Below are 22,711 nucleotides of genomic sequence, written 5' to 3'. Positions count from 1 at the left end.
GAATCTAAAATAATAAATGCTGAAGTTGAAAACAATGTTTTCAAGGTTTTGGAAAATGAGAAAGTAAAAGGAACAGTAATTTCAAGGGGAAATTAACACATGATTTCAGATAGAAAATTAGAGCATTTATTAATTTGTGAAAATTATGATGTTGAGTTTAAAAACAAGACTACTGGATTTGAAGACATTGAATTGATTCATAATGTCTTGCCGGAAGTGGACAAAAGTGAAATAGATTTGTCAACTTCTGTTTTCGGTAAAAAATTAGACTCTCCTTTATTTATAACAGCTATTACTGGAGGTCATCCTGCTGCAAAATCCATTAATAAACAATTGGCTATTGCAGCTGAAAACAATGGCATTGCATTAGGTGTCGGGTCTCAAAGGGCGGCCTGCGAACATCCTGAACTTGAAGATACATATACTGTTGTTCGCGAAAATGCTCCAAATTGTTTGCTTGTAGGCAATATTGGTGCTCCTCAACTTAATTTGGCTGAGAAAGCTGTTGAAATTTTAGATGCGGACATTTTAGCTATTCATCTAAATCCTCTCCAGGAATCAATTCAGCCTGAAGGAGATTTAGATGCAAGAGGCTATTTGGATTTAATCGGCAGAATTACTGACGCTGTTGACATTCCTATTGTTGCAAAGGAAACAGGCTGTGGAATATCAGCTGAATCAGCTAAAGCTCTTGTTAATGAAGGTGTGGATTTCATTGATATTGAAGGAGCCGGTGGAACAAGTTGGGCGGCTGTTGAAACATATAGGGCCGAAGACAGATATTTAGGTGAACTCTTTTGGGATTGGGGAATTCCAACTGCAGTCAGCACGGTAGAGGTTACACGTGCAGTTGATGTTCCGGTCATCTCATCAGGAGGAATCCGCTCAGGCCTTGAAGCAGCTAAAGCAATTGCTCTTGGAGCTGATGCTGTCGGTATGGCTTTGCCGTTTTTGAAGAATTCTGCTTCTCAGGAACAGTTAAACAAATTTATTGAAAGATTCAATGATTCTTTAAGGATTGCAATGTTTTTAGTTGGAGCTAAAAACATCAAGGAATTGAAAAAATCTAAATTAGTTATTCGCGGAAAAACACGGGAGTGGCTTAATGAAAGAGGTATAAACACAAAAAATTATTCAAGGAGATAAAACATGAGCGTAGAAGTTATCGCCATTGGGGGATATCAAGAGGTCGGTAAAAACATGACCGCTGTCAAGATAGGCGAAGATGTAATCATATTCGATATGGGAATACACCTTGACAGGATCAGCATGCACGAAGATACCGACATTGATAGGATGCACAGTTTAGATTTAATTGAAAGGGGTGTTATTCCAGACGATACCTTAATGAAGGACGTTGACGGTAAAGTAAAAGGAATAGTATTTTCTCACGGTCACTTGGACCACATTGGTGCTGTTGCTAAATTAGCTCACAGATATGACGCTCCATTGATTGGAACCCCATATACTGCTGCATTAATTGAAAAACAAATTAAAGGAGAACGCAAATTCAAAGTAACCAACCCTATCAAACCTTTGAATCCTGGAAGCAAAATGAAACTTTCCAAGGACATTACTTTGGAATTCGTTCAGTCAACACACAGTATTCCTCAAGCAGTATTTCCAGTTTTACACACTCCGGAAGGAGTCATCGTTTATGCATTGGATTTCAAGTTTGACAATCATCAAAAAGTGTCTCCACCACCTGATTATAAAAGGTTAACAGAATTGGGAAAGAAAGGAGTGCTTGCTTTAATTGTCGAAACAACTAATGCTATCAATTATTCAGAAGTAAAAACACATTCAGAAAGGATTGCAAGAAACATTCTTGAAGACGTGATGAAAGGGCCTCTTCAAGAAAAGACAGGTATGATTGTTACCACATTTTCATCTCATATTGAACGTGTTCAAGCTATTGCAGACATAGCCAAGAAAAGCCACAGGGAAATATTGTTCCTAGGCAGATCAATGGAAAGGTTCTGTGGTATTGCACAAAAGTTAGGCATTTTGAATCTGCCTAAAAACGCAAGCATTTATGGCTCTCCAAAAGCTGTCAATAAAGCATTGATGAAGGCTGATGAGGATAGGGCAAATTATTTGCTTGTAACCACAGGGCACCAAGGTGAGCCTGATGCATTACTTCCAAGAATTGCAAATGGAAGAACACCGTTCAACATTAAAAAAGGAGATAATATAATCATTTCAGCACCAATCATTCCAAACCCAACCAATGCTGCAAACAGGCACATTATGGAAAGAAGATTGAAAGTTAAAGGCGCTAGAATTTATCCGAATGCTCACGTTTCCGGGCACGCTGGAAGAGAAGACCACAGGGAATTCTTGCGTATGTTAAAACCACAACATATTATTCCGGCACACGGAGATTTATCAATGCTTTCTGCTTATGCAGAATTGGCTGAAGAAGAAGGATATAGAATTGGTTATGATATTCATATTTTAAGAAATGCTCAAGCACAAGTTTTTAAAAGTTAAAAGAGGGGAATAAAAATGAGTGATGTAAAAGAAGTACTTGGAAGTTATTCAACTGACATTACAAAAACTATCGAAGAAGAATTATCCACTATTACTCCAGAAAATCTTGCAGAAGCATCAGTATACCTTACTAGAGCCGGCGGAAAAATGCTCAGGCCTGCTTTAACATTAATTGTATCTGAAGCCGTTGGAGGAAATCGTGAAAACGCTTTAAAATCAGCAGCAGCTATTGAATTAATCCACACTTTTTCACTTATCCATGATGATATTATGGATCAGGATGATATGAGAAGGGGAATGCCTTCTGTACATAAAGTTTGGGGTGACGATGTGGCTATTTTGGCTGGAGATACATTATTCTCAAAGGCTTTTGAAATTATCATTGGTACTGAAGGAACTAGTTCTGACCAAAACAACAAAGCGTTAGCTACTGTTGCAGATGCATGCGTAAAAATCTGTGAAGGGCAAGCATCAGACATGGGCTTTGAAGACAGATTTGACGTTACAGAAGATGAATATATGGAAATGATTTTCAAAAAGACTGGTGCATTGATTGCTGCTGCAACAAAAGCAGGAGCTATCATGGGTGGAGCATCAGATGATGTCATTGATGCAATGTATGAATATGGTCGTTTAATTGGACTCGCTTTCCAAATTCAAGATGATTACCTTGACTTGGCCTCCGATGAAGAGACATTAGGTAAACCTATAGGTTCAGACATAGGCAAAGGTAAGATGACCATTATTGCAATCAGAGGTTTGGCAAGTGTTGAAGATGACAGATTACTCGAAATCTTAAAAGCTGAAAATAATTCTCAAGATGAGATAGATGAAGCGATTGAAATTTTAACAAATTGTGGTGCTATTGAATATGCTCGCAATCTTGCACTAGAATCTGTAGACGAAGCTAAAGAAGTACTCGAAATATTGCCTGATTCTTCATCTAAACAGATACTTTCTGACATTGCAGATTTTGTACTTGAGAGAAGCGCATAATTTCTCTCACTTTTTTACTTTTTTTTTAAAAATTAGAAATTATTTAACTATTTTTTTCATGATTTATGATTCAATTGATTGAAAGAAAAGCAATTTCAAACTACTTTTCTTAGCAATACGCTTGTGTTGTTGGAATTTCCTATTGGGAGCAGCATGATTTCTTTGTGGAATCCTCTTAGTATTGTATCGGTTAATGGGGCATAAAGAATGGCTCTCATACCACTGTATGTTCTAACAAGAACGGGAGTCTTTTCATCAACGATTTCCCAAACGTTAGCGAACACTCTCTCTTTAGGTTCGGCAAATGCAGCTACCATTACAATATCAAAATCAATGTCCTTAAGCAATGTTTCATCCCCAACCAATATTTCGATACCGTCATCAAGGCCCAGTTTTCTTATGACTTCTCTTGATAATTCTGCAACTTCCTCCTGAATTTCAATGCCTATGCATTTGCAGCCGAATTTTTCCCTGAACAGTATCAATGTCAGCGGCAAAGGTCCACTTCCTACAAAAACAAAGGTTTTATCGTCATGCCAATGAGCCAATTTTGATTCATTGGTGAGCAAGCCTTCGTATCTCTCATAAAAATGGAATGTATCTAAAGTAGCATGAGGGTCATCTGAATTGATTATTTCTTCAGCGTTGCTTGTTTCTAATCTGGCACCTATGTATAAGTAGAATTTTCTAATCAATTTTAGAGCATTATTCATTTTTTCATCATCCAGAATGTGTTTTGCTGAATCGAAATCTATTGTTTCATCGTGTGCAATCACTTCGATTTCATCAAGCAATAGAGTTATTTCGTCCAGGTCAACATCATTTAAGGAAGATAAGTCATTTAAAGAATCAATACCATAGTCCTCTAATTTTTTTGCAATTTCCTCTATTTTTGGCCAATATTTCCAGCAACTCATATTTATCACCATTCAATTATATTTAAATTATATTAAATAAGTCTTTATGCGGGGATGATGATTTTTCATGTATGATTGCATTAATCTTATTAATGATTAAACACAATATAGTAACATGAAAGGAATTATTGGTGCAATTTGCGGAGATATTGTTGGTTCTGTAAATGAATTCAACCCTATCAAAACAAAGGATTTCAAGCTATTCAGGAAGCGATCTGTATTCACGGATGATACTATAATGACATTAGCTGTCGCTAACTGGCTGATTAAAGATAAAAACTCTTGTGACGTATTGATTAGGGAATTGCAATATTGGGGAAATATGTATCCCAATGCAGGCTATGGGTCAATGTTTTCCAGATGGATTAAGGAGGAAAATCCGAAGCCTTACGGCAGCTGGGCTAACGGTTCGGCAATGAGGGTCTCCCCATGTGCATGGGTCGGTGAAACTCTGGAAGAAGTTCAAAATCTTGCATACAAATCCGCGGCCGTTACTCACAATCACCCTGAAGGAATCAAGGGGGCATTGGCTACAGCCGATGCGATATATCTTGCTAGAATCGGTGCAAAAAAAGAGGAAATCAAAAGCCATATTGAAGCAAGATATGAGTATGATTTGAGTCGTAGCCTCGAGGATATAAGGTCTGTTTACAGTTTTGACGTTTCATGTGCTGGAAGCGTTCCTGAAGCTATAATCTGCTTTTTGGAAGCGAGGGATTTTGAAGACACTATCAGAAATGCAGTATCCTTGGGTGGTGATGCCGATACTCAGGCAGCCATTGCAGGAAGTATCGCTTCTGCATATTGGGAAGTTCCAAACAGAATTGCATTTAAGGCAATTCACCGCTTGGATTATGAGTTGCTTAATGTTTTGATTGATTTTGATGAGAAGTTTATTAAGGATTCATTTTGAATCCTTTTTTGATTTTTGTTTATTTTTGATTTTGTTGAGCTGATTTATGAATCTCTCATCATAGTTTCTGGCAACGTCTTCGTATTTGTTCCAGATTCCAATGGCAGTTTCAGGAATTACATTTCTTTTATCTTGCGAAAATTTGGTGTAGGTGTGCATCATCTCTTTTGAATCTGAAATCAGCACTTTCACGAATGGAATGTCCGCTTTGTGAATATTGATATTGTTTTCCTTAAATAGAGTGATGATGTCCACTTCTTCATTGTTTGTGTAGCATGTTGGTGAAGCCAGGATGTTCACGTTGAGATTTCGTCTGTTTTTGAATGCCTTTACCAATGCATCTCCTTCGCCTTCAAATAAAAATCCTATTCTCATATTGGCGGAGGTCTTTGCCCTTTTTATGATTTCAACTTCCTGGTTGATGATTTTTTCAACACCGTATATTCTCCATATCGGTGCTTGGACCTGACTCATTCCATTTTCATAGATGTTTGTCAGTCTTGTTATTGCGTCATCGATTTCAGAGTTTAGCCTTTCCTTTTCACGATTCAATACGTCAACCGGAGACTTGACGTTGTATGTGTGGGGTCTTCCATCTTCGATTTCAATGAAGTTTTTTTCATTAAGTCCCTTTAGCACATCATATATCTTGCTTCGGGGGATGGCTGATTTTTCAGCAATTTCAGCTGCATTTGATGAAATCAGTGAAGTTAGAGTTATATATGCCTGCGCTTCATACATTGTAAGTCCGATTCCCTTGAGTACATTCATATCTTCATTCATGATTATTATTTTGAAGCTGATGGTATAATAAGTTTAATACTATTAACCCTTGTTTAGTGACAAAATATTTATAAGCATTACAAATTAAACTATAATTAACTAATGATAAAAGAGGTTTTTATTATGGCAGATGGCTTAGATATGTTTTGTTATCAATGTTCCCAAACCGCTAAAGGTACTGGCTGTACTATTAAAGGGGTTTGCGGTAAGAATGCAACCGTAGCAAGATTACAGGATAATTTAATCTTCACTATGAAAGGAATAAGTGCATACAACTACAATGCAAACGTTTTAGGAAAATACAATCCTGAAATCGACGCATTTTTAACCAAAGGTCTATACACCACATTGACAAATGTCAACTTTGATGCAGAAGATTTAGTGGCACTAGCCTTGGAAGCAGGAAAAGTAAGCGTAGACGTAATGAGATTACTTAAAGATGCACACATCGAAGCATACGGCGAACCACAACCTGTTGAAGTAAAAGTTGGAGCACAGGAAGGACCCGCAATCATTGTAACTGGCCACGACTTGAAAGCTTTAGAAGAATTATTGAAACAAGTTGAAGGAACAGACATTAAGGTCTACACTCACTCCGAAATGTTGCCTGCTCACGGATATCCTGGATTAAACAAGTATGAAAACCTAGCAGGTCAGTTAGGTGGAGCATGGCATGACCAAAGGTCTATCTTCAAAAAATACAATGCAGCTATCGTTGGAACAAGCAACTGTGTATTGCCTGCACTTGATGCATACAAAGAAAGAATGTTCACAATGGATGTAGCAAAGCTTGAAGGTGTAAAGACAATTGAAGATTATGACTTCTCAGAAGTAATAGAATGTGCAAAATCATTAGGTGGTTTAGAAGCAGAAGAATTGACTACAATCACTACCGGTTGGAGTGCAGGAGCTATTGTGGAACATGCTGATGCAATCAAAAAGTTAGTTGAAGAAGGCAAAATCAGAAGATTCTTTGTTGTAGGGGGATGTGACAAAGCAGCAAAACAAAACGACTACTACAGGGAATTTGTTGCAAACTTGCCTCAAGACACTGTTATCTTGACTTTAGCATGCGGAAAATACAAATTCAATGATCTTGATTTAGGTGACATTGAAGGAATTCCAAGACTTCTCGATGTAGGTCAATGTAACGATACAATTGTTGCTGTTGACGTTGCAGTAGCATTATGTGAATTATTTGGAATGGAATTAAACGAATTGCCGTTAACTATTGTGCTCAGCTGGATGGAACAAAAAGCTGCAGCAGTTCTCTGGGCATTGTTGTACTTAGGAAAAACAGACATGTGGATTGGACCTGTGCTTCCTGCATGGTGCAATGAGGACATCTTAAATGTCTTAGTTGGAAACTACAACTTAACCCCAACAACCGGCGATGCAATAGCTGATATTAAAACAATTATGGGGGAATAATCATGGATGAGGATATCAAATCTAAAGCATTGAATATCCAATTCTTAGTTGATTACCAAAAAGATTCTGTTGTAAGTCGTGAAATTATCAAAAAGGAATTGGGTACTGTAACATTCTTTGCCTTTGATCAAGGCCAAGGATTGTCAGAACATTCAGCTCCTTTCGATGCAATGGTTCAAGTTATTGACGGTGAGGCTGAAATTACAATTTCAGGCGTAAAGAATACTGTAAAAGCAGGCGAAATAATAATAATGCCTGCAAATGAACCTCACGCACTTCAGGCAGAAAACAGTCCTTATAAAATGATTTTAACCATGATAAAATCTGATTAATTTCATTTTATTTTTTATTTTTTATAGCCTCAATAACTACTCTATTTTTTCCACCAAACCATTATCCAGTCCGCTTTATCTTTAACGTTATATAATTTGCCTGTTTTTTCATCTTTTGTAAGGATTCTTTCAAGATAATCTTTCAGTAGCTCCTTTTCTTCATCGTTATATAGGTCAAGGCGGAATTTGCCGTTGTCCATAGCTTCTTCAATGCTATCATATTCACGATAATTGTTTAAATCAAAGCGCTGGATGTTTGCATAAATTCCCATATTGAATAGAATGTTAAAGAAATAGTTGTAGTCGGGAAAATCTTCGGTTTTTATTCCAAGTTCCTTGTCGAAGTCCTTTTCTATCTTTTTGTTTTCAGGTCCGAAAATGGTGATGAAGACATATTTGTTTGCTATCTTATCAAGCTCCCTTAGGACTTCCTCGATTGGAATGATTCCGTTCAGGGACCTTGAGCACACTACTACATCAACATCCCCTATTTCTTCATAAGTAATCTCTTCTATTGGTTTTAGAACGGTTTTGATATTGTCAATATTGTTCTCGCGAGCTCTCTTTTCGAGATATTCGAGCATTTTAACTGATGAATCAATGCCTATGACTTTCTTCACTTTTTTTGCAATGGGGATGGTGACTGATCCTTCTCCGCAGCCGACATCAAGAACTGTGTCATTTTCATCTAAAATAAGCTTATTGAATAATTCTATCTGGTAATCGTCCTTTCGTGTTCTTTTATAAAAACCTGGTGCAGCATCATCCCAATTCTTATTCACTTTTCCGGATAGTTTTTCAGCCCAAAATTCCTCCCAATCAACATCATTTGGGTTTTCAATGCATTGCTTCATTGTTACACCCTTGTTTTGCCGGTCAATACGTTTTGATAATCTTCATAATTTTCTTTTAGAAGGTTAGGGATGTCCAGTTCATATGGGCACTTGTCAACGCACTCGTAGCATTCAACACAATCCAGTGTTTTTCTCATTATGTCCTGGGTTCTTTCATCCATATTTGGCTCTGTCGGGAAACGCCTGATCCAAAGTGACATCCTTGCACATAAGCTGATGTTTATCTCTTCAGGGCAAGGCATGCAATATCCACATCCTCTGCAGAAGTTGTCTCCAAGTTCCTTTTTGTCATTTTCAATGGCTGATTTTAGCTCATCATCCAAAATAGTACTTTCATCATATGATAAGAATTCATTGAGTTCTGTAAGCTTTTGAATTCCCCAAATAGGCAGGACATTGTCAAATTGGTTGATGTATGCGAAACTGGCCTTTGAGTTCTTAATAAGGCCTCCGCCCATGGCTTTCATCGCAATGAAACCTACATCCAGATTTTTGCATCGATCAATCAGTTTCAGTTCTTCATCTCCGCTTAAGTATGAAAAAGGATATTGTAATGTTTCATAAAGTCCTGAATCAAGGGCTTCATTAGCTATTGTGATTTTATGGGTTGTAATTCCGATGTGCCTTATCAATCCTTGCTCTTTTGCTTCAAGCATTGCTTTGTATAAATCATCTTCAGCCTTTGGGCAGAATGATATATTGTGGAATTGGTATAAATCAAGATAATCTGTCCTCAATTCTTTAAGTGAAGTTTCCAAATCATTCCAGAATTCTTCAACTGTTTCCATTCCTGTTTTGCTTGCAATGTAGATGTTTTCCCTAACATCTTCAAATGCTTTTCCAAGCTTTTGCTCACTGTCTGTGTAGAAGCGTGCGGTATCATAGAAATCAATGCCTGCATCATATGCTGCGGTAAGTATTTCTATTGAATCAGCTTCATTTCTTCTTTGAATTGGCAATGCACCGAATCCATTTTTGTTTACTTCCAAATTAGTTTTTCCCAACCTCATTTTAATAACCGTTCATTTTTAGTATAAGATATAAAATAAGTATGACAGATAAAGCCAGCACTGCATGTTTTGTAGATAGGAATTTGGTCTTTTTGAAGCGTTCATCTTCGATATCGCCATGTTTCATGAGATTGTCCTTTTCAAAAGAGCATTTCTGATAGATGGCTTCGATATCTTTAGGCAGTCTTCCATGTTCGTTCAACATGTCAATTGTCTTGTTCAGGTATTTGATGGCTTCCTGATTGTCTCCAAGATTTACACAGCAGTATGCGGCTTTATAGTTAAAATTAGTTACCAGTTCCAAATCGTCAATGGCCTGATTTTCGTAAGGTATGCATTGTTTATATGCTTTAAGAGCTTCTTTATATTCCTTAAGTTCATATAATGCATCTCCTTTTGCGTTTAAGGCAATAATGGTGTCTTCATTTTCAAGTGATTTGTCCAGATATTCCAGTGCTTCTTTGTTTTTCCCTGTCTTTTGAAGCATCTGGCCTTTGTACAAATCGGATTTTACGTCCCCACCATATTGGTTTTCATAATTGTTGATGCTTTCCAGGCACTCTTCATATCTTTTTGCCTTAAGCAGAAGTTCAATTCTGGCCATTTCAAGCTCTTTTTTAGACAACCGTGGTTTTTCAATTCCGGAATATGCATCATAATTATCGTATGCCTTTTCCATATATTCAAGCGATTCCTCAATTTTTCCCTTATTGAAATTGGACATCGCCTTGTCGCAAAGTGCATTAATGGATTTTGGCTGCTTTTCCAGGTATTCGTCAAAATATTTTTCGCCGTAATCGCCATTGTCATGGCTTTCATCATAATATTGGTAGTACATTCCCTTTTCTTCAAGAGCTATCAAATAGTCTTTTTCAATCAATAAATCTAAAATGGTAATGTATGATTCTACGTCGTCTTTGGAATGTCTTCTTCTTGCAATTTTAAGAGCTTCTTCATAATTGTCATTTTCAATTGCATTTTTTGCATTTTCAACAGCATCGCTCATTTGTATCAACCTATTGTTTTATCAAAGCTCCAATAATTTTTCAACTACTCTCTTAATATTTATATATCTTCAATTAGATAAATAATATTGCTTATTTTGATATTAATTAATTAAATTGTGATGATTGAATGAATGATTTAGAACAGATTATTTATAAACATGCTTTATTGAATGCGGCAAAACATAAGGGAAGTGCAAATCCCGGAGCCGTTATGGGTTCCATAATGTCAAATGAACCGGAACTCAGAAGCAGGGCAAAAGAAATAGGACCGATGTCCGGAAAAATCGTAGCGCAGGTAAATGCATTAAGTCCTGAAGAGCAAGCTAGCGAAATGGAAAAACTCGGTGTTGAAGTTCAAGATAAAAAACCTAAAGCTAAAGAGGTAGGTTTACAGGAACTTCCAGGAACCCATGAAAACATCGTTTTGCGTTTTGCTCCTAATCCAAGCGGACCTTTACATATAGGACATTCAAGGGCCGCAGTTCCAAATGCCGAATATGTAAAAAGACATAACGGAAAATTAATTTTAAGGATTGAGGACACTGACCCAAAAAGGGTATTCGAACCGGCATATGAAATGATTCCACAAGATTTGGAATGGTTGGGAATCAATCCGGATGAAGTGATATATCAGTCCGACAGATTTGAAATATATTACGATTATGCTCGCCAATTAATCGAAAAGGGCGCAGCTTACATGTGCACATGTGATGGAGCAACTTTCAAAGAGCTTAAGGATAACTGCAAAGCTTGTCCATGCAGAGACAATTCCGTTGAAGAAAATCTTGAGTTATGGGATAAGTTTGACACCATGGAAGCCGGTGAGGCAGTATTGAGGGTAAAAACAGACATCAACCATAAAAATCCAGCTATCCGTGATTGGGTTGCCATGAGATTGGTCGATGAAGAGCATCCTCGTTTAGGCACTAAATACAGGATTTATCCGATGATGAACTTTTCCGTTGCAGTGGATGACCATCTGATGGGATTAACTCATGTTTTAAGAGGAAAGGACCATCTTGCAAACACAGAAAAGCAGAAATACCTATATGATCATATGGGTTGGGACGTGCCGGAATACATACACTACGGCAGACTTAAGATGGAAGACATTGCACTCAGTACCTCAAAGGCAATGGCAGGAATTGAAGACGGAACCTACAGCGGTTGGGATGACCCAAGATTAGGTACCTTGAGAGCCATTGCAAGAAGGGGAATAGACCCAAGAACCATCTATAACCTCATTACCGAAATAGGTGTTAAAATGGCTGACTCAGCAATCAGCTGGAAAAAGATTTATGGACTTAACCGCAATTTCCTTGAGCCGGTAGCCAACAGATACTTCTTCTGTGAAAATCCTGTAAAAATCGAAGTCGATGGCTATGATGGAGGCAAAGTGGACATTGAAAGGCCGCTTCATGCAGATCATTTGGATAGAGGAAATAGGGTTTTAGCATTTGATGGAAGCGCTTATCTTGCCGAATCAGACATTGCCGATGGAATATTCAGATTGATGGATGCAGTAAATGTCGAAATAGACGGTGAAAAAGTAACATACCATTCCACTTCATTTGAAGATGCCAGAAGCGTTAAGGCCAGAATCATTCAATGGGTGCCAACTGAAGACAATGTCAATGTCGAAATTGTCATGGATGATGCATCATGTAAAGCAGGTCTCGGAGAAAGCGCTTTAAAGGATTTGGAAGTTGGCGATGTAGTCCAATTTGAAAGAGTTGGATTTGCTCGTTTAGATGAAATCTGTGAAGATAAGTTAATCTTTTATTACGCTCATAAGTAGGTGATTAATTTGGCTATGTTTACAAATGGTTTTTCAACTCTTCAGATGCCTAAGGATTTTGAGGCAGTCAATGCAAAGGATGAATTTACAGAGTTATATCTGGTTGATACCAAGATTCCAATGACCATCAAGTTTTCAACAACACCTACCCTGGTAGGACTTCCGGAAATAAGGGATGACATTGAAAAGAATGTGAAAACTAATGAAAGAATCACTTTGATAGAATCAGATTTCGTCCTTATCAATGGGACAATCTATTATAAAATAGTATCATCGTTTTCCGATGGTGAAAAAGAAATAAGGCGTAACGAATTCTTATATGTGGAAGATAACAATCTCTACATTTTTGAATTTACTTATCCATATGCTGACAGGGAATTGGATGATTTCTATTTGGACATTATTCGTTCTTTTAAAATCAGCGTACCTAAATATATAGTTGAAAATGGAGAATATAGGATTAATCATGAATGATTAATCTATCTTTTTTTTTAAATTTTTTGTGGTGTTTTAGTAAAAAAGATATTTAGTATACCTTTTTTACATCGGATGCTTTGATGGTAATATTTTGTCTTCGGTATTTAACGGAGATTTCATCACCATTAATAGCATAAACTTGACTTGAGTATGTTTCACCCAAATGGTTGAATATGATTTCATCACCTTTTTTAAGGACAACGTCGCTGTTTCCTATTTTTATTTTCATGTTGTCCCTTGCAGGTTTTTCTTTAATGGAACCAATAGGACTTTCAGATTGTACTGCTTGTCCTTTGTTGAACACTCTTTGGGTATTTGCGCGTCTTAACTCTTCATCATAGAACGGATCATGGAACTGTTCATAAGTTGCTTCGAAATCCGCATGGGTTTCATTAATGATTGGTGCAAATTCATCTTCATACTCGTTGACATTTCTGATATAGCTTTCTTCAATGATTTCATCTTCAGGTTCTTGAGGGCTTGTGAATCTTTCTTTCACGTCCTGATAGATTTTTGAACCTTTGATGGTATTTGTGATTTTAGCAAGATCCTTTCTGTAATCCAAATCGTTTTCATCTTCAAAGACGGCTTCGCCGAAATCTTTTTTGCTTTCATCCACTTTTTTCGGGGATTTGAGAATAGGCTCTTTAATTTCCTCTTCTTGAGCTTCCTCTTTATCAGCATCAAGTAAAGCATCTGTGATGTCTGCAGTTTCGGAAATGCTTTCTATTTCTTCTTCGCTTTCTTGACTTGCAGTTTCAATAGCTTCTTCAATATCCTTTTGGGTTGTTGCAGATTCGACTTCAACTTCAGCTACTTCTTCTTTAGCTTCTGCAGCTCCTTCTTCAGCATCGGAAATTATGTCGTTGATTGTTTCCTCTTTGGAATCATCGCTTTCTTGAATGATTTCTTCAATGAGCGGTTCTTCCTGTTTGTTTTCTTTCCTTTGTTTGATGCTTTCTTTGATTTCAGTCAAATCATCATCGTCATCCTTTTTGATGCTTTGTGATTCTTTTTCTCTTTCGCTGTCTTTCCTTTTTGATTCTTTAATAAGTTCGTCAATTGTAAATAAGTCTTTCAATTCGTGTTTTTCATTAGGGTCGTTATTTTTGGTCATAATATCCATCTGATTTTGTTTGATTGGTTCTTGGAATTTTTGAACTGTATTATCATAATTAACAAGAACTTGATTTGGGGATTTGTATCCGTAAGATTCCTTGTTGTCATTTTCAACTTCATAAATGACTGGTCTTTCGATAGAGATGGAATCATAATCTATTTCTTTTCTACTAGATTTATTAGAACTGACTTTATTAAGTTGGGCTGGACGTTTAGGTTGTTTTTTGCTAGTATTATTTGAAATAAAATTTTTCCCGCTATCAAGAGCATTGGATAAAAATTCAAAGTCAAAACTGTTTGTTCCGATTCCATTTGATTCTCTTTTTCTCATATAATACAATTTCACAGCAACAATTGCAATAATTGCAATTATTAAAATATTCATCCAGATTAGTAAAGTAGTTCCATTCATATTTCCAACTTCTATTTTTTTGATATATTATAGTATTATATATTTATGTTAAATAGTTAATTTAAATATTTTCATATCTTATCCAACAATATTGCATTTTTCTCAATGTTTTTCTTGATTAAATTTGACAAATCAGTCATTTTATATATTCCAAAAATAAAATATAAATTAGATTAATATTTATGAGGATTAATCATGGTTGTTAAAATTAATGAGAATTATCTTAAATTAAAAAGCAGTTATCTTTTTGTTGAAGTGGCAAGAAGAGAAGCAGAATTCATAAAGGAAAATCCTGATGCGGACATTATTAAAATGGGTATTGGGGATGTTACTAAACCATTAGTTCCAGCAGTAGTTGAAGCATTCAGTAAAGCAGTTGACGAAATGGGAGATGCAGATACTTTTATGGGCTATGGTCCAGAACAAGGTTATGAATTTTTAGCAAAAGCTATTATAGAAAACGACTATAACAAATATGGAATTGATCTTGATACTTCAGAAGTATTCATAAGCGACGGAGCAAAATGTGATACAGGTAACATTCAAGAGATATTCGGAATAGACAATAAGATTGCCGTAACCGACCCCGTATATACAGTATATGTCGATACTAATGTAATGGCCGGAAGAACCGGTGAAATGCAGGATGATGGAATGTATGAAGGATTAACCTACATCAAATGCAATGCAGAAAACGGATTTGTTCCGGAACTCCCATCCGAACCTGTTGATATAATCTATTTATGCTATCCGAATAACCCGACAGGAACCACCCTTTCACGTGATCAATTAAAAGTATTTGTTGATTATGCAAAAGAAAACAAGGCACTCATCTTATTCGATGCAGCTTATGAAGTATTCATAAGTGAAGATGATGTTCCTCATTCCATTTATGAGATTGAAGGTGCAAAAGAAGTAGCTATTGAATTCAAAAGCTTTTCAAAAACCGCAGGATTTACCGGAACCCGTTGCGCATACACAGTTGTTCCTAAGGAATTAGTGGGATACACTGAAGACGGTGAAGAGGTACAAATCAATCCGTTATGGAACAGAAGACAAACCACAAAATTCAATGGCGCATCATATCCTGTTCAAAGGGCCGCTGAAGCTACTTATTCCGCTGAAGGCCAAAAGCAGATTAAGGAAGTGGTGGATTATTACATGGCCAATGCTAAAATCATCAGGGAAAGCTTATCTGATATAGGTCTTGAGGTCTATGGTGGTGTAAGCTCTCCGTATATTTGGGTAAAGACTCCAAATGACATGGACTCTTGGGCATTCTTTGACCTATTATTGAATGAAGCCAATGTTATCGGAACTCCAGGTTCAGGATTCGGTCCAAGCGGTGAAGGTTATTTAAGACTCACAGCTTTCAATACATTGGAAAATACTAAAGAAGCAATGGATAGAATTTCAAAATTAGAATTTTAGGTGTTATTGATGAAGGTACAGGAAAAACCAGTTACTATTGAAAAAATAGATTCATTTAAGGTTATTTTATCAAAATATGGTGCTTTAGGTTTGGATAAGCAGGAAAATCTTTCTAATGTAATCGGTGAAAATATCGGTGAGCTGGACATCGAAAAGGGAATTATCACCTTTGGAGATTTGCAGTTTCCGGTTCAGATTTTAGGATTCTACTCTCAGGATTTGGACAGATGGTCCTGGGCATGGGACAATGAGGATATCTTTGGAGAATCTTTAATCAAAGCTTCCATGCAAATCAAAGCACTTGGAGACGAATTTGATATTACAGAATTCAAATCTCCAGTTATTCAGGCCAGTTATGATGCTTGCCATACTTTATCAATGGTTGCAACAGCCATTTTGAATAAAGACGCATATTATGCAGTATCAGAAGAGGGCATTGACATATTTGTAGCTATTGAACCTGATTCACTTGAAGAGGACAATTCAGTGCAAAGATTTAGAAATACATTTGCTCTTTTCCATAAAAACTATAATGTGCATGATAAGATTGCTTTTGAATCATACACCAAACTTAAAGGATTTGGATTCAAACCGCATGAAGACTTTGCAGTAGCTAAAATAGGTGAAAGCCGTATTATCGTCGGGTTCACCGAAAGAGGAAATGTAACTCATATACAAATGCTTTTAGAAGATGAATAGTGATAAAATGAATCCGGATTTAGCTGAAGAGATAGAAGAGATGATTGACACACTCGCTAAATCTGGTTTTTTCAACACTGATGAAATCCTCGAAATAGTGGAAGACGAATTTATTGAGGAAGACCTTGACATTTCTCAATTTAATATTCCTCAAATAGAATCTTCCAATTTAAATTTTGCAAGACTAGAAAAAGCATTTAACTTGCTTGCTTCAAAAAATATCGTAGCTATTCACAATTGTGGATATGACCTTGAAGAGGGTGTGGGGGATGCTTTTGAACTATACGTCCATTTGAGAAACAATAAATTCAACCCTGACGGGTTCTGCTTTTACAGTTTTGAAGATGTGGAAGAAGCAATTTATGATGACAAGTTAAGAATCACATTCGGAGATTTTGAAAACGATGAGAAAAAGGCTCTGGAAATAGGAAACACTGTAAAAGACCTGTTGGAACAGGAAGGATTTAAGATTAGTTGGGATGGAACCGTCAACAACCAGATTGAAATTCTTTGTTTCAAGTGGGATAAAATGTACGACAGTGAAAAGGAATATGAAATGGAAGGAGCATTTAATAACTTTTGTGAGGCGCAAAAATGAATATAAGATCACTTAAACTAATTCGTGATGTCATGATCAATTCAGGTAAATGGATTTCTGTAGAGATATCTCAGGATTCAATATATTTGGAATTCATGGATGTTGAACTCGGTACTCCAAAAGAAACTGAAAATTTTACACTTACCGTTCGATTTGCAGTTGATTCTTTCTTTACAATCTTTTACAATAATATATGGGACATTGATTTCCTGTCTCGATATGACTACAAAAACGATTTATTGAGTGAACAAGTCAGGTTTGACATTGAAGATGTGAAATTTGTCGATTTTGAATATCTGAACACATTTTTCCACGATTATAAAAGGGAAAAGACAATTTCCGTTGTGGATGACTTCAGTATACACAATATCAGAAATGACTTTTTCATGTTAATCAAAACAAAAGAAGTCGCTGTCGCTGTCGGTGGGGACCAGATGGATTTCTTTACAAAATATGAAAGGTTGGATGACGCTTCCTTGAGGGAATTGTCAAACCAGTGGATGCTTTTCTTTTTGAAATACCACTTAAAGAGAAACATCATTAAAAATCCAATGTGTGAAAATCACCCATTGAACCCAAATAAGTAAGTTCAATTATTTTGGAGTTTTTTGCACTATAATTAAACATTCATAGGTATTTTTTGGAAAAACTTTTTAATCAAAAAATATATACTAATATTGTACGGAAATTTTTTATTTTCATTATTTATTAATTTTATTTAGGGAGTTATTAGATGACTTGTAGTATTTTAGTAGGTGGAGCATGGGGTGATGAAGGCAAAGGAAAATGTATTACTTACCTTTGTTCAAACGATAAACCTGAAATAATTGCTCGAGCAGGTGTCGGACCTAATGCCGGACACTCTGTAGAATTCAACGGTGAAAAATATGGCTTAAGATTAACACCATCCGGTTTTGTGCATACTGATGCAAAACTGATGATTGGTGCAGGAGTTTTAGTAAATCCTGACGTCCTCTTTAAGGAATTCGAAGACTTGAAAAAGTACAATGTTAAAGAGAGGATGTGTGTGGACCCTAGATGCGCCATTATCACTGAAGACCACATAAACAGAGACAAATCTTCAGAACATCTATCCAAAAAGATTGGAAGTACAGGTTCAGGCTGCGGACCTGCAAACTCTGATCGTGTAATGAGAGATATACAGATAGCACGTGACACCCCAGAACTTGAAGAATACCTTACTGATGTTTCCCTTGCTTGTAATGAAGCTATTGATAATGGGGAAGAGGTATTCATCGAAGGATCACAAGGATTTGCACTATCACTTTATTACGGATCTTTTCCTTATGTAACCAGTAAGGATACCACAGCATCAACTTTTGCCGCTGATGTGGGTGTCGGTCCAACTAAAGTGGATGAAGTCATCAATGTGTTCAAGTCCTACATTTCCCGTGTTGGAGAAGGGCCGTTCCCAACTGAAATGACTCAGGAAGAAGCGGAACGCCAAGGTCTTGAAGAGTACGGTGTTGTAACTGGAAGACGCCGCCGTATCGGATACTTTGACATGGAGCTTGCAAAGGAATCCTGCAGAATCAACGGTGCAACCCAAATAGCATTGACTTGCGTCGACAAGCTCTTTGACTGCGCACGCGTACAGGATTATGATGAGCTATCCGGTGAAACCAAAAGATTCATTGATGAAATTCAGGCTGAAACTGGTGTTCCAGTAACTATTATTTCAACCGGTCCGGATTTAAAAGATACAATCGATTTAAGAAAAGAATTATTATAGTTTAAACGTATTAAGCTCATAGAATTAGTTGTCTTACAATTAAACTTATGAGCTTTCTTTTATATATATTTTGCTGCTTTTTTAAGATATTTTTTCACTCCAAATAATAACTATGATTTTTGTAGGGGAATTGTTATTTTTGGAATAATGTTATTTTTGTGTTTTTTATATTTTTGTTGTTCATTTATGTCAATAGATCTTATTAAATAGATTATTGCATTTTTAACAATTTTTGCTAGTTCAATTGTATTTAATTTTAATTCATTGATAGTCATATCATCTTCTTCAACTTTAAAATGTTTTACTTGTAAAAAGTTATGTGTTATGTCGTTGCGTATCTTTCTTAAGTAAAATTTTTCATGTTTAGGTTCTAATTCAAGATGTATGTCATATAATGCACATAATCCGGAGTTATTTAATGAACTTAATGTTCCATTAATCTTGTTATTTTTATTATTCCAAACGTTGTGGAAGTTTAATTTATCAGGTTTTTTATTTAAATTAAAATAGATGTTTATTAAATGTGAAATTTTATCAAGGATGTTATAAAAGCTTGAAAATGAGTTTTTTAACAATTGTACTCTAATATCATGTTCTTCATATGATAATGTATTTATGAGAACTACATTTTTGTTTACTAAATCTAAATTAATTTTCTTTGATTGTGATAATATTAGTAGAAATCGTGAAGATACATAATCCATTTTAATTTGATTGAGTTGGGAGGATAATTTTAGGTAAGGGTCATTATCTATTGATTTACTAGTTTTTACAAGCATATTTGGTATAATTATTGTATCTCCTATTGCATTTTCACATCTTTGACAGAAGTTACATAAATTTAGATATAATTTATTTTCTAGACAAAAATTAACTATAAAATCTTCAATGTTGTTTTCTGAAGTTTTATCAAGTTTTTTATTTGATTTTTGTTTTAATATGTCTTCATTACATATGCTTTCGATATTGGTTATATATTTCTCACAAATTGATTTAAACTCTAGGGGAATGTTTTCAATTCTTAAAACAGATTTAAAACAGCTATATGCATCTTTTAAAATCGGTGATGGATTACTGATAAATTTGGAGTATTCATATAATCCAATCCCTTTGTTTATTAAAGAGTAAGGATGATTTGGTACTTTTTCATAATATTCTAATGCATCAATAGTTCTACCAATATAATCATAGGTATTTCCTAGATTTATGTAAAGTAGGGGCAATATTTCTAATGGAGTTTTATCAATGTTAGTTAAGTAGTTTTGTTTAGCTTTCATCAATAAATGTTCATTTTTTGTTAAATAATTTGGTTTTTCATCCATTATTTTATACTTTGAATAATATCCATTAGCTAAATTATAATCAACATAAAATCCGGTTTCTTTTTTTAATTCTTTAAAATTTTTTATCCCTTCTTCAATATAATCCATTTTTTTAGTTGCAGTTCCAATTTCGATAAGCAAAGAACTTATTGTAAATTTTAATTCGGGAGTAATTTCTTTTTTCTCAAGTATTTTCAATATTTTTTCAGCAGATTTTGTATCTCCATGATTGAGATATTCATATGCTTTTTTAGATAAATTTAAAGTAGTTTCCATAATATCACAGAGGTATTATTTTTAAGTGTAATTTTTAAAATTAAAGTATTGGAATACTGGTACTATATTTATACTCCATTTTTTTCAGAGATTCTGTTTCTTCTTGTAAAACAGATAATACTAAAATTTTATTTTTATATCTAGATAATATCCAGAAAATTACAAATTCACATATTCCGATTTCTATCATTGTTTTAATAAATGAATTAAATCCAAATTTTAATGAAAGAATAGAAAAAATAATTGTAATTATTAATATAATTGTTGTAAAATCTCTACAAAATAAAAATTGTTTATGTTGTTGATAAATTTTGGTATCATATTTATGTTTGTTATATATGGCGTACCATAAATCATCTTCTTTAGTTTTTGTTTTAGGGATGCCATGATTGGTTACTATAATATCCATATCAATTAATTTTTTATTATATTTTAGCTTATTGTTTTTTAGTCTTGTAAAAATACCATAAGCATATCTATGTTTTTTGTTATCAGGATATAATATTTTAAATTTTAATTCACTAGGTATAATATTTGTAATTACGTATATAGGTAAAAATAAAATGGGTACTGTTAGAATTATGGAGATTATTGCATTGTTTTCAATAAAAGTGGATGGATCATTAATCAATAATGTAAATGCAACATTAAAAATTATAATATAAATTAATTTATCATCATAATCTTTTATATCCTCCATATTAACACCCATTATTATATTTTTTTATTTTAGTTTAAATTTAAAGTTCCCCTATATTGTTCTCCACTAGATAATACAGTTCTATTTTTTTCATAGTCTAAAAAATCATTATTAAATTCATCATCAGTATATATGTCTATTTGTCCAGTTGTGCATTTTAAAACAATATTTTTTGCAGAATTTTGTGTGATTGTATTGAAACCTTCATAATAATTTAAATAGTCTGATTTACCTTCTCCAATAATAATTATCTTTGGCTTCATTTTATCTAAAATATATTTTGGAATTTTGCCACTATCCCTTCCATGATGGGGTGCGAATAGTATGTCTGTTTCTGGAAGTTCAATAGAATCAATGATTTTCTCTAAAAATTCAGTTTCCATATCTCCAAACCATAATGCTGTTATTCCACTATTTAATGAATATCTTATGATTGGGGAGATGTTGTTTGGCGTTTTATTTGAGTTTTCTACTTTTTCTAACTCTTCTTTATAATCAGAGTTATTAACATCGGGCCATAGAATAATGATTCCTGAATTCCCTCTATTTTTGTCGCCGTCATTTAACCATTTTCGTTCACATTTTATTGAAAGTGGATAAAATTTATCACTTTCTCTTAATTCACAATATTTGTCAAAATCTTCAGAGTTATCACTTTTGATATTATTACTAACTGAATAAAAGTTATCAATAGTAATAGTATCATCTAATGATTTAATTCCAGTTATATGATCTTTGTCGGGATGTGTTGATAAAAACCTGTTAAATTTATTTTCATCATTAATTTTTTTTAATTCTAGTAATAATTCGTCTCTTTTTTCATCAATTAAATTACAATCAATAATAGTTAATGTATCATTGTTGTGATTTATGTAAAACATGTCTCCATTTTTCACACTATAACTTTTAATAGTAACAACCATATTTTCACCTTATTTGCAGTAAATATTCATTTCTCCATTTTTAATTATAACAGATATATTTCCATCATTACGTGTAGTTAAGCAGCTACGTTTAACAAGTTCTCCATTTTTTAATACCCAATCTCCACGCGAATTTGAACTATATTTGCTTGATGCACTTACATCGTCTTGATTACTTTTATCAGATATTATTGTAATTTTTGGTTTTAGATGATTCATTAGCTCTTGTTTATAACATGATAACCGCCCATGATGTGGTGCTAGTAATAGATCAATGTTTTGAGTATTTTTTAGAAAATCTGAATTTCTTAATAGTTCTTCGATATTTGTTTTGGTATTATCTCCCATCAATAATATTTTTACTCCTTCATATTCGATGAATGTGGAGATACTATAATAATTTAAATCTTTTATATCAGTTCTCAATGGCCAATAATTTTTAAAAAATAGCCCTCCATTTACGTTAG

The 22,711-nt window shown here is 34.6% G+C and carries 23 protein-coding genes and 1 pseudogene; 14 read left to right on the top strand and 10 right to left on the bottom strand.

Features of this window, described 5'->3' with window-relative positions; all coding sequences use genetic code 11:
* The 4 genes and pseudogenes from Q0W25_RS09025 to idsA all read left to right on the top strand — a co-directional run.
* Nucleotides 1–96 (top strand): annotated as a pseudogene (locus tag Q0W25_RS09025) (amino acid kinase); the annotation flags it as partial.
* A 3-nt stretch (nt 97–99) separates the two neighbouring features.
* Nucleotides 100–1,146, top strand: a complete 1,047-nt coding sequence (gene fni, locus Q0W25_RS07070) for a type 2 isopentenyl-diphosphate Delta-isomerase (RefSeq protein WP_298520619.1) — start codon at nt 100–102, stop codon at nt 1,144–1,146.
* A gap of 3 nt (nt 1,147–1,149) precedes the next feature.
* On the top strand, nt 1,150–2,493 hold the full coding sequence (locus tag Q0W25_RS07065; RefSeq protein ID WP_297826730.1) for an RNase J family beta-CASP ribonuclease: 1,344 nt from the start codon (nt 1,150–1,152) through the stop codon (nt 2,491–2,493).
* A gap of 15 nt (nt 2,494–2,508) precedes the next feature.
* Entirely contained in the window at nt 2,509–3,489 is a 981-nt protein-coding gene (gene idsA, locus Q0W25_RS07060; RefSeq protein ID WP_298520616.1) for a short chain isoprenyl diphosphate synthase IdsA, read from the top strand.
* Nucleotides 3,490–3,584: 95 nt separating this feature from the next.
* On the opposite strand, the gene Q0W25_RS07055 is transcribed toward idsA, so the two are convergent.
* Nucleotides 3,585–4,406, bottom strand: coding sequence for a nicotianamine synthase family protein (locus Q0W25_RS07055; RefSeq protein WP_298520614.1), 822 nt, complete (start codon nt 4,404–4,406; stop codon nt 3,585–3,587).
* Between the two features lie 115 nt (nt 4,407–4,521).
* Here Q0W25_RS07055 and Q0W25_RS07050 point away from each other — a divergent pair, with 115 nt between their 5' ends.
* Entirely contained in the window at nt 4,522–5,319 is a 798-nt protein-coding gene (locus tag Q0W25_RS07050; protein WP_298520612.1) for an ADP-ribosylglycohydrolase family protein, read from the top strand.
* On the opposite strand, the gene Q0W25_RS07045 is transcribed toward Q0W25_RS07050, so the two are convergent.
* Nucleotides 5,311–6,102, bottom strand: a complete 792-nt coding sequence (locus Q0W25_RS07045; RefSeq protein WP_298520610.1) for a TrmB family transcriptional regulator — start codon at nt 6,100–6,102, stop codon at nt 5,311–5,313. The genes Q0W25_RS07050 and Q0W25_RS07045 overlap by 9 nt on opposite strands.
* Before the next feature lie 123 nt (nt 6,103–6,225).
* On the opposite strand from Q0W25_RS07045, the gene hcp reads away from it, so the two are divergent.
* The gene (gene hcp, locus Q0W25_RS07040) at nt 6,226–7,533 is read left to right on the top strand and encodes a hydroxylamine reductase (protein WP_298520608.1); all 1,308 of its coding nucleotides are present in this window, start codon (nt 6,226–6,228) and stop codon (nt 7,531–7,533) included.
* 2 nt (nt 7,534–7,535) lie between these two features.
* Nucleotides 7,536–7,865, top strand: coding sequence for a cupin domain-containing protein (locus tag Q0W25_RS07035; protein ID WP_297826714.1), 330 nt, complete (start codon nt 7,536–7,538; stop codon nt 7,863–7,865).
* A 41-nt stretch (nt 7,866–7,906) separates the two neighbouring features.
* Here the strand turns inward: Q0W25_RS07035 and Q0W25_RS07030 are convergent, their stop codons facing one another.
* The 3 genes from Q0W25_RS07030 to Q0W25_RS07020 are packed head-to-tail and all read right to left on the bottom strand — an operon-like array spanning nt 7,907 to nt 10,735.
* Complete coding sequence (locus Q0W25_RS07030) at nt 7,907–8,719, bottom strand: class I SAM-dependent methyltransferase (RefSeq protein WP_298520606.1); 813 nt, start codon at nt 8,717–8,719, stop codon at nt 7,907–7,909.
* Nucleotides 8,720–8,721: 2 nt separating this feature from the next.
* Entirely contained in the window at nt 8,722–9,729 is a 1,008-nt protein-coding gene (locus Q0W25_RS07025; protein WP_298520604.1) for an aldo/keto reductase, read from the bottom strand.
* A 1-nt stretch (nt 9,730) separates the two neighbouring features.
* Nucleotides 9,731–10,735 carry a tetratricopeptide repeat protein gene (locus Q0W25_RS07020; protein ID WP_298520602.1) on the bottom strand — a complete coding sequence of 335 codons (1,005 nt, stop codon included), beginning with the start codon at nt 10,733–10,735 and terminating at the stop codon, nt 9,731–9,733.
* A gap of 128 nt (nt 10,736–10,863) precedes the next feature.
* On the opposite strand from Q0W25_RS07020, the gene Q0W25_RS07015 reads away from it, so the two are divergent.
* Together Q0W25_RS07015 and Q0W25_RS07010 are read left to right on the top strand one after the other, a co-directional pair.
* On the top strand, nt 10,864–12,534 hold the full coding sequence (locus tag Q0W25_RS07015; RefSeq protein WP_298520600.1) for a glutamate--tRNA ligase: 1,671 nt from the start codon (nt 10,864–10,866) through the stop codon (nt 12,532–12,534).
* 15 nt (nt 12,535–12,549) lie between these two features.
* Entirely contained in the window at nt 12,550–13,008 is a 459-nt protein-coding gene (locus Q0W25_RS07010) for a hypothetical protein (protein ID WP_298520621.1), read from the top strand.
* Between the two features lie 52 nt (nt 13,009–13,060).
* Here the strand turns inward: Q0W25_RS07010 and Q0W25_RS07005 are convergent, their stop codons facing one another.
* Complete coding sequence (locus Q0W25_RS07005) at nt 13,061–14,542, bottom strand: ATPase (RefSeq protein WP_298520598.1); 1,482 nt, start codon at nt 14,540–14,542, stop codon at nt 13,061–13,063.
* Between the two features lie 195 nt (nt 14,543–14,737).
* Here Q0W25_RS07005 and Q0W25_RS07000 point away from each other — a divergent pair, with 195 nt between their 5' ends.
* The 5 genes from Q0W25_RS07000 to Q0W25_RS06980 all read left to right on the top strand — a co-directional run bounded on the left by Q0W25_RS07000 (nt 14,738) and on the right by Q0W25_RS06980 (nt 19,023).
* A complete protein-coding gene (locus Q0W25_RS07000; protein WP_297826697.1) occupies nt 14,738–15,973 on the top strand; it encodes an LL-diaminopimelate aminotransferase in 1,236 nt (411 codons plus the stop codon).
* Nucleotides 15,974–15,982: 9 nt separating this feature from the next.
* Complete coding sequence (locus Q0W25_RS06995; RefSeq protein WP_298520596.1) at nt 15,983–16,672, top strand: DUF6882 domain-containing protein; 690 nt, start codon at nt 15,983–15,985, stop codon at nt 16,670–16,672.
* Between the two features lie 7 nt (nt 16,673–16,679).
* Entirely contained in the window at nt 16,680–17,270 is a 591-nt protein-coding gene (locus Q0W25_RS06990) for a DUF6891 domain-containing protein (protein WP_297826692.1), read from the top strand.
* On the top strand, nt 17,267–17,857 hold the full coding sequence (locus tag Q0W25_RS06985; protein ID WP_298520595.1) for a hypothetical protein: 591 nt from the start codon (nt 17,267–17,269) through the stop codon (nt 17,855–17,857). Before Q0W25_RS06990 ends, Q0W25_RS06985 begins: the two co-directional genes overlap by 4 nt.
* Before the next feature lie 146 nt (nt 17,858–18,003).
* The gene (locus Q0W25_RS06980) at nt 18,004–19,023 is read left to right on the top strand and encodes an adenylosuccinate synthetase (RefSeq protein ID WP_298520593.1); all 1,020 of its coding nucleotides are present in this window, start codon (nt 18,004–18,006) and stop codon (nt 19,021–19,023) included.
* 110 nt (nt 19,024–19,133) lie between these two features.
* Here Q0W25_RS06980 and Q0W25_RS06975 read toward each other — a convergent pair whose 3' ends face one another.
* The 4 genes from Q0W25_RS06975 to Q0W25_RS06960 all read right to left on the bottom strand — a co-directional run.
* A complete protein-coding gene (locus Q0W25_RS06975; RefSeq protein WP_298520591.1) occupies nt 19,134–20,621 on the bottom strand; it encodes an LA2681 family HEPN domain-containing protein in 1,488 nt (495 codons plus the stop codon).
* A gap of 40 nt (nt 20,622–20,661) precedes the next feature.
* The gene (locus Q0W25_RS06970; RefSeq protein WP_298520588.1) at nt 20,662–21,321 is read right to left on the bottom strand and encodes a hypothetical protein; all 660 of its coding nucleotides are present in this window, start codon (nt 21,319–21,321) and stop codon (nt 20,662–20,664) included.
* Nucleotides 21,322–21,350: 29 nt separating this feature from the next.
* Nucleotides 21,351–22,244 (bottom strand): hypothetical protein, encoded by an 894-nt coding sequence (locus tag Q0W25_RS06965; protein ID WP_298520585.1) that lies wholly within the window; start codon nt 22,242–22,244, stop codon nt 21,351–21,353.
* Between the two features lie 9 nt (nt 22,245–22,253).
* On the bottom strand, nt 22,254–22,711 hold a 458-nt coding region (locus Q0W25_RS06960; protein WP_298520582.1), incomplete at its 5' end, for a hypothetical protein.

This window comes from uncultured Methanobrevibacter sp., from assembly GCF_947166415.1.
GTDB lineage: Archaea > Methanobacteriota > Methanobacteria > Methanobacteriales > Methanobacteriaceae > Methanocatella.
This window is presented reverse-complemented; position numbering and strand designations above follow the sequence as displayed.

Coding starts and splice junctions, on each gene's coding strand:
- Q0W25_RS07045 (WP_298520610.1), bottom strand. CDS start 6,102: ATGAATGAAGATATGAATGTACTCAAGGGAATCGGACTTACAATGTAT.
- Q0W25_RS06965 (WP_298520585.1), bottom strand. CDS start 22,244: ATGGTTGTTACTATTAAAAGTTATAGTGTGAAAAATGGAGACATGTTT.
- Q0W25_RS07055 (WP_298520614.1), bottom strand. CDS start 4,406: ATGAGTTGCTGGAAATATTGGCCAAAAATAGAGGAAATTGCAAAAAAA.
- idsA (WP_298520616.1), top strand. CDS start 2,509: ATGAGTGATGTAAAAGAAGTACTTGGAAGTTATTCAACTGACATTACA.
- Q0W25_RS07015 (WP_298520600.1), top strand. CDS start 10,864: ATGAATGATTTAGAACAGATTATTTATAAACATGCTTTATTGAATGCG.
- Q0W25_RS07025 (WP_298520604.1), bottom strand. CDS start 9,729: ATGAGGTTGGGAAAAACTAATTTGGAAGTAAACAAAAATGGATTCGGT.
- Q0W25_RS06985 (WP_298520595.1), top strand. CDS start 17,267: ATGAATATAAGATCACTTAAACTAATTCGTGATGTCATGATCAATTCA.
- Q0W25_RS07065 (WP_297826730.1), top strand. CDS start 1,150: ATGAGCGTAGAAGTTATCGCCATTGGGGGATATCAAGAGGTCGGTAAA.
- Q0W25_RS06980 (WP_298520593.1), top strand. CDS start 18,004: ATGACTTGTAGTATTTTAGTAGGTGGAGCATGGGGTGATGAAGGCAAA.
- Q0W25_RS06970 (WP_298520588.1), bottom strand. CDS start 21,321: ATGGAGGATATAAAAGATTATGATGATAAATTAATTTATATTATAATT.
- Q0W25_RS07030 (WP_298520606.1), bottom strand. CDS start 8,719: ATGAAGCAATGCATTGAAAACCCAAATGATGTTGATTGGGAGGAATTT.
- Q0W25_RS07050 (WP_298520612.1), top strand. CDS start 4,522: ATGAAAGGAATTATTGGTGCAATTTGCGGAGATATTGTTGGTTCTGTA.
- fni (WP_298520619.1), top strand. CDS start 100: ATGATTTCAGATAGAAAATTAGAGCATTTATTAATTTGTGAAAATTAT.
- Q0W25_RS07005 (WP_298520598.1), bottom strand. CDS start 14,542: ATGAATGGAACTACTTTACTAATCTGGATGAATATTTTAATAATTGCA.
- Q0W25_RS06975 (WP_298520591.1), bottom strand. CDS start 20,621: ATGGAAACTACTTTAAATTTATCTAAAAAAGCATATGAATATCTCAAT.
- Q0W25_RS06990 (WP_297826692.1), top strand. CDS start 16,680: ATGAATCCGGATTTAGCTGAAGAGATAGAAGAGATGATTGACACACTC.
- Q0W25_RS06995 (WP_298520596.1), top strand. CDS start 15,983: ATGAAGGTACAGGAAAAACCAGTTACTATTGAAAAAATAGATTCATTT.
- Q0W25_RS07020 (WP_298520602.1), bottom strand. CDS start 10,735: ATGAGCGATGCTGTTGAAAATGCAAAAAATGCAATTGAAAATGACAAT.
- Q0W25_RS07035 (WP_297826714.1), top strand. CDS start 7,536: ATGGATGAGGATATCAAATCTAAAGCATTGAATATCCAATTCTTAGTT.
- Q0W25_RS07010 (WP_298520621.1), top strand. CDS start 12,550: ATGTTTACAAATGGTTTTTCAACTCTTCAGATGCCTAAGGATTTTGAG.
- Q0W25_RS07000 (WP_297826697.1), top strand. CDS start 14,738: ATGGTTGTTAAAATTAATGAGAATTATCTTAAATTAAAAAGCAGTTAT.
- hcp (WP_298520608.1), top strand. CDS start 6,226: ATGGCAGATGGCTTAGATATGTTTTGTTATCAATGTTCCCAAACCGCT.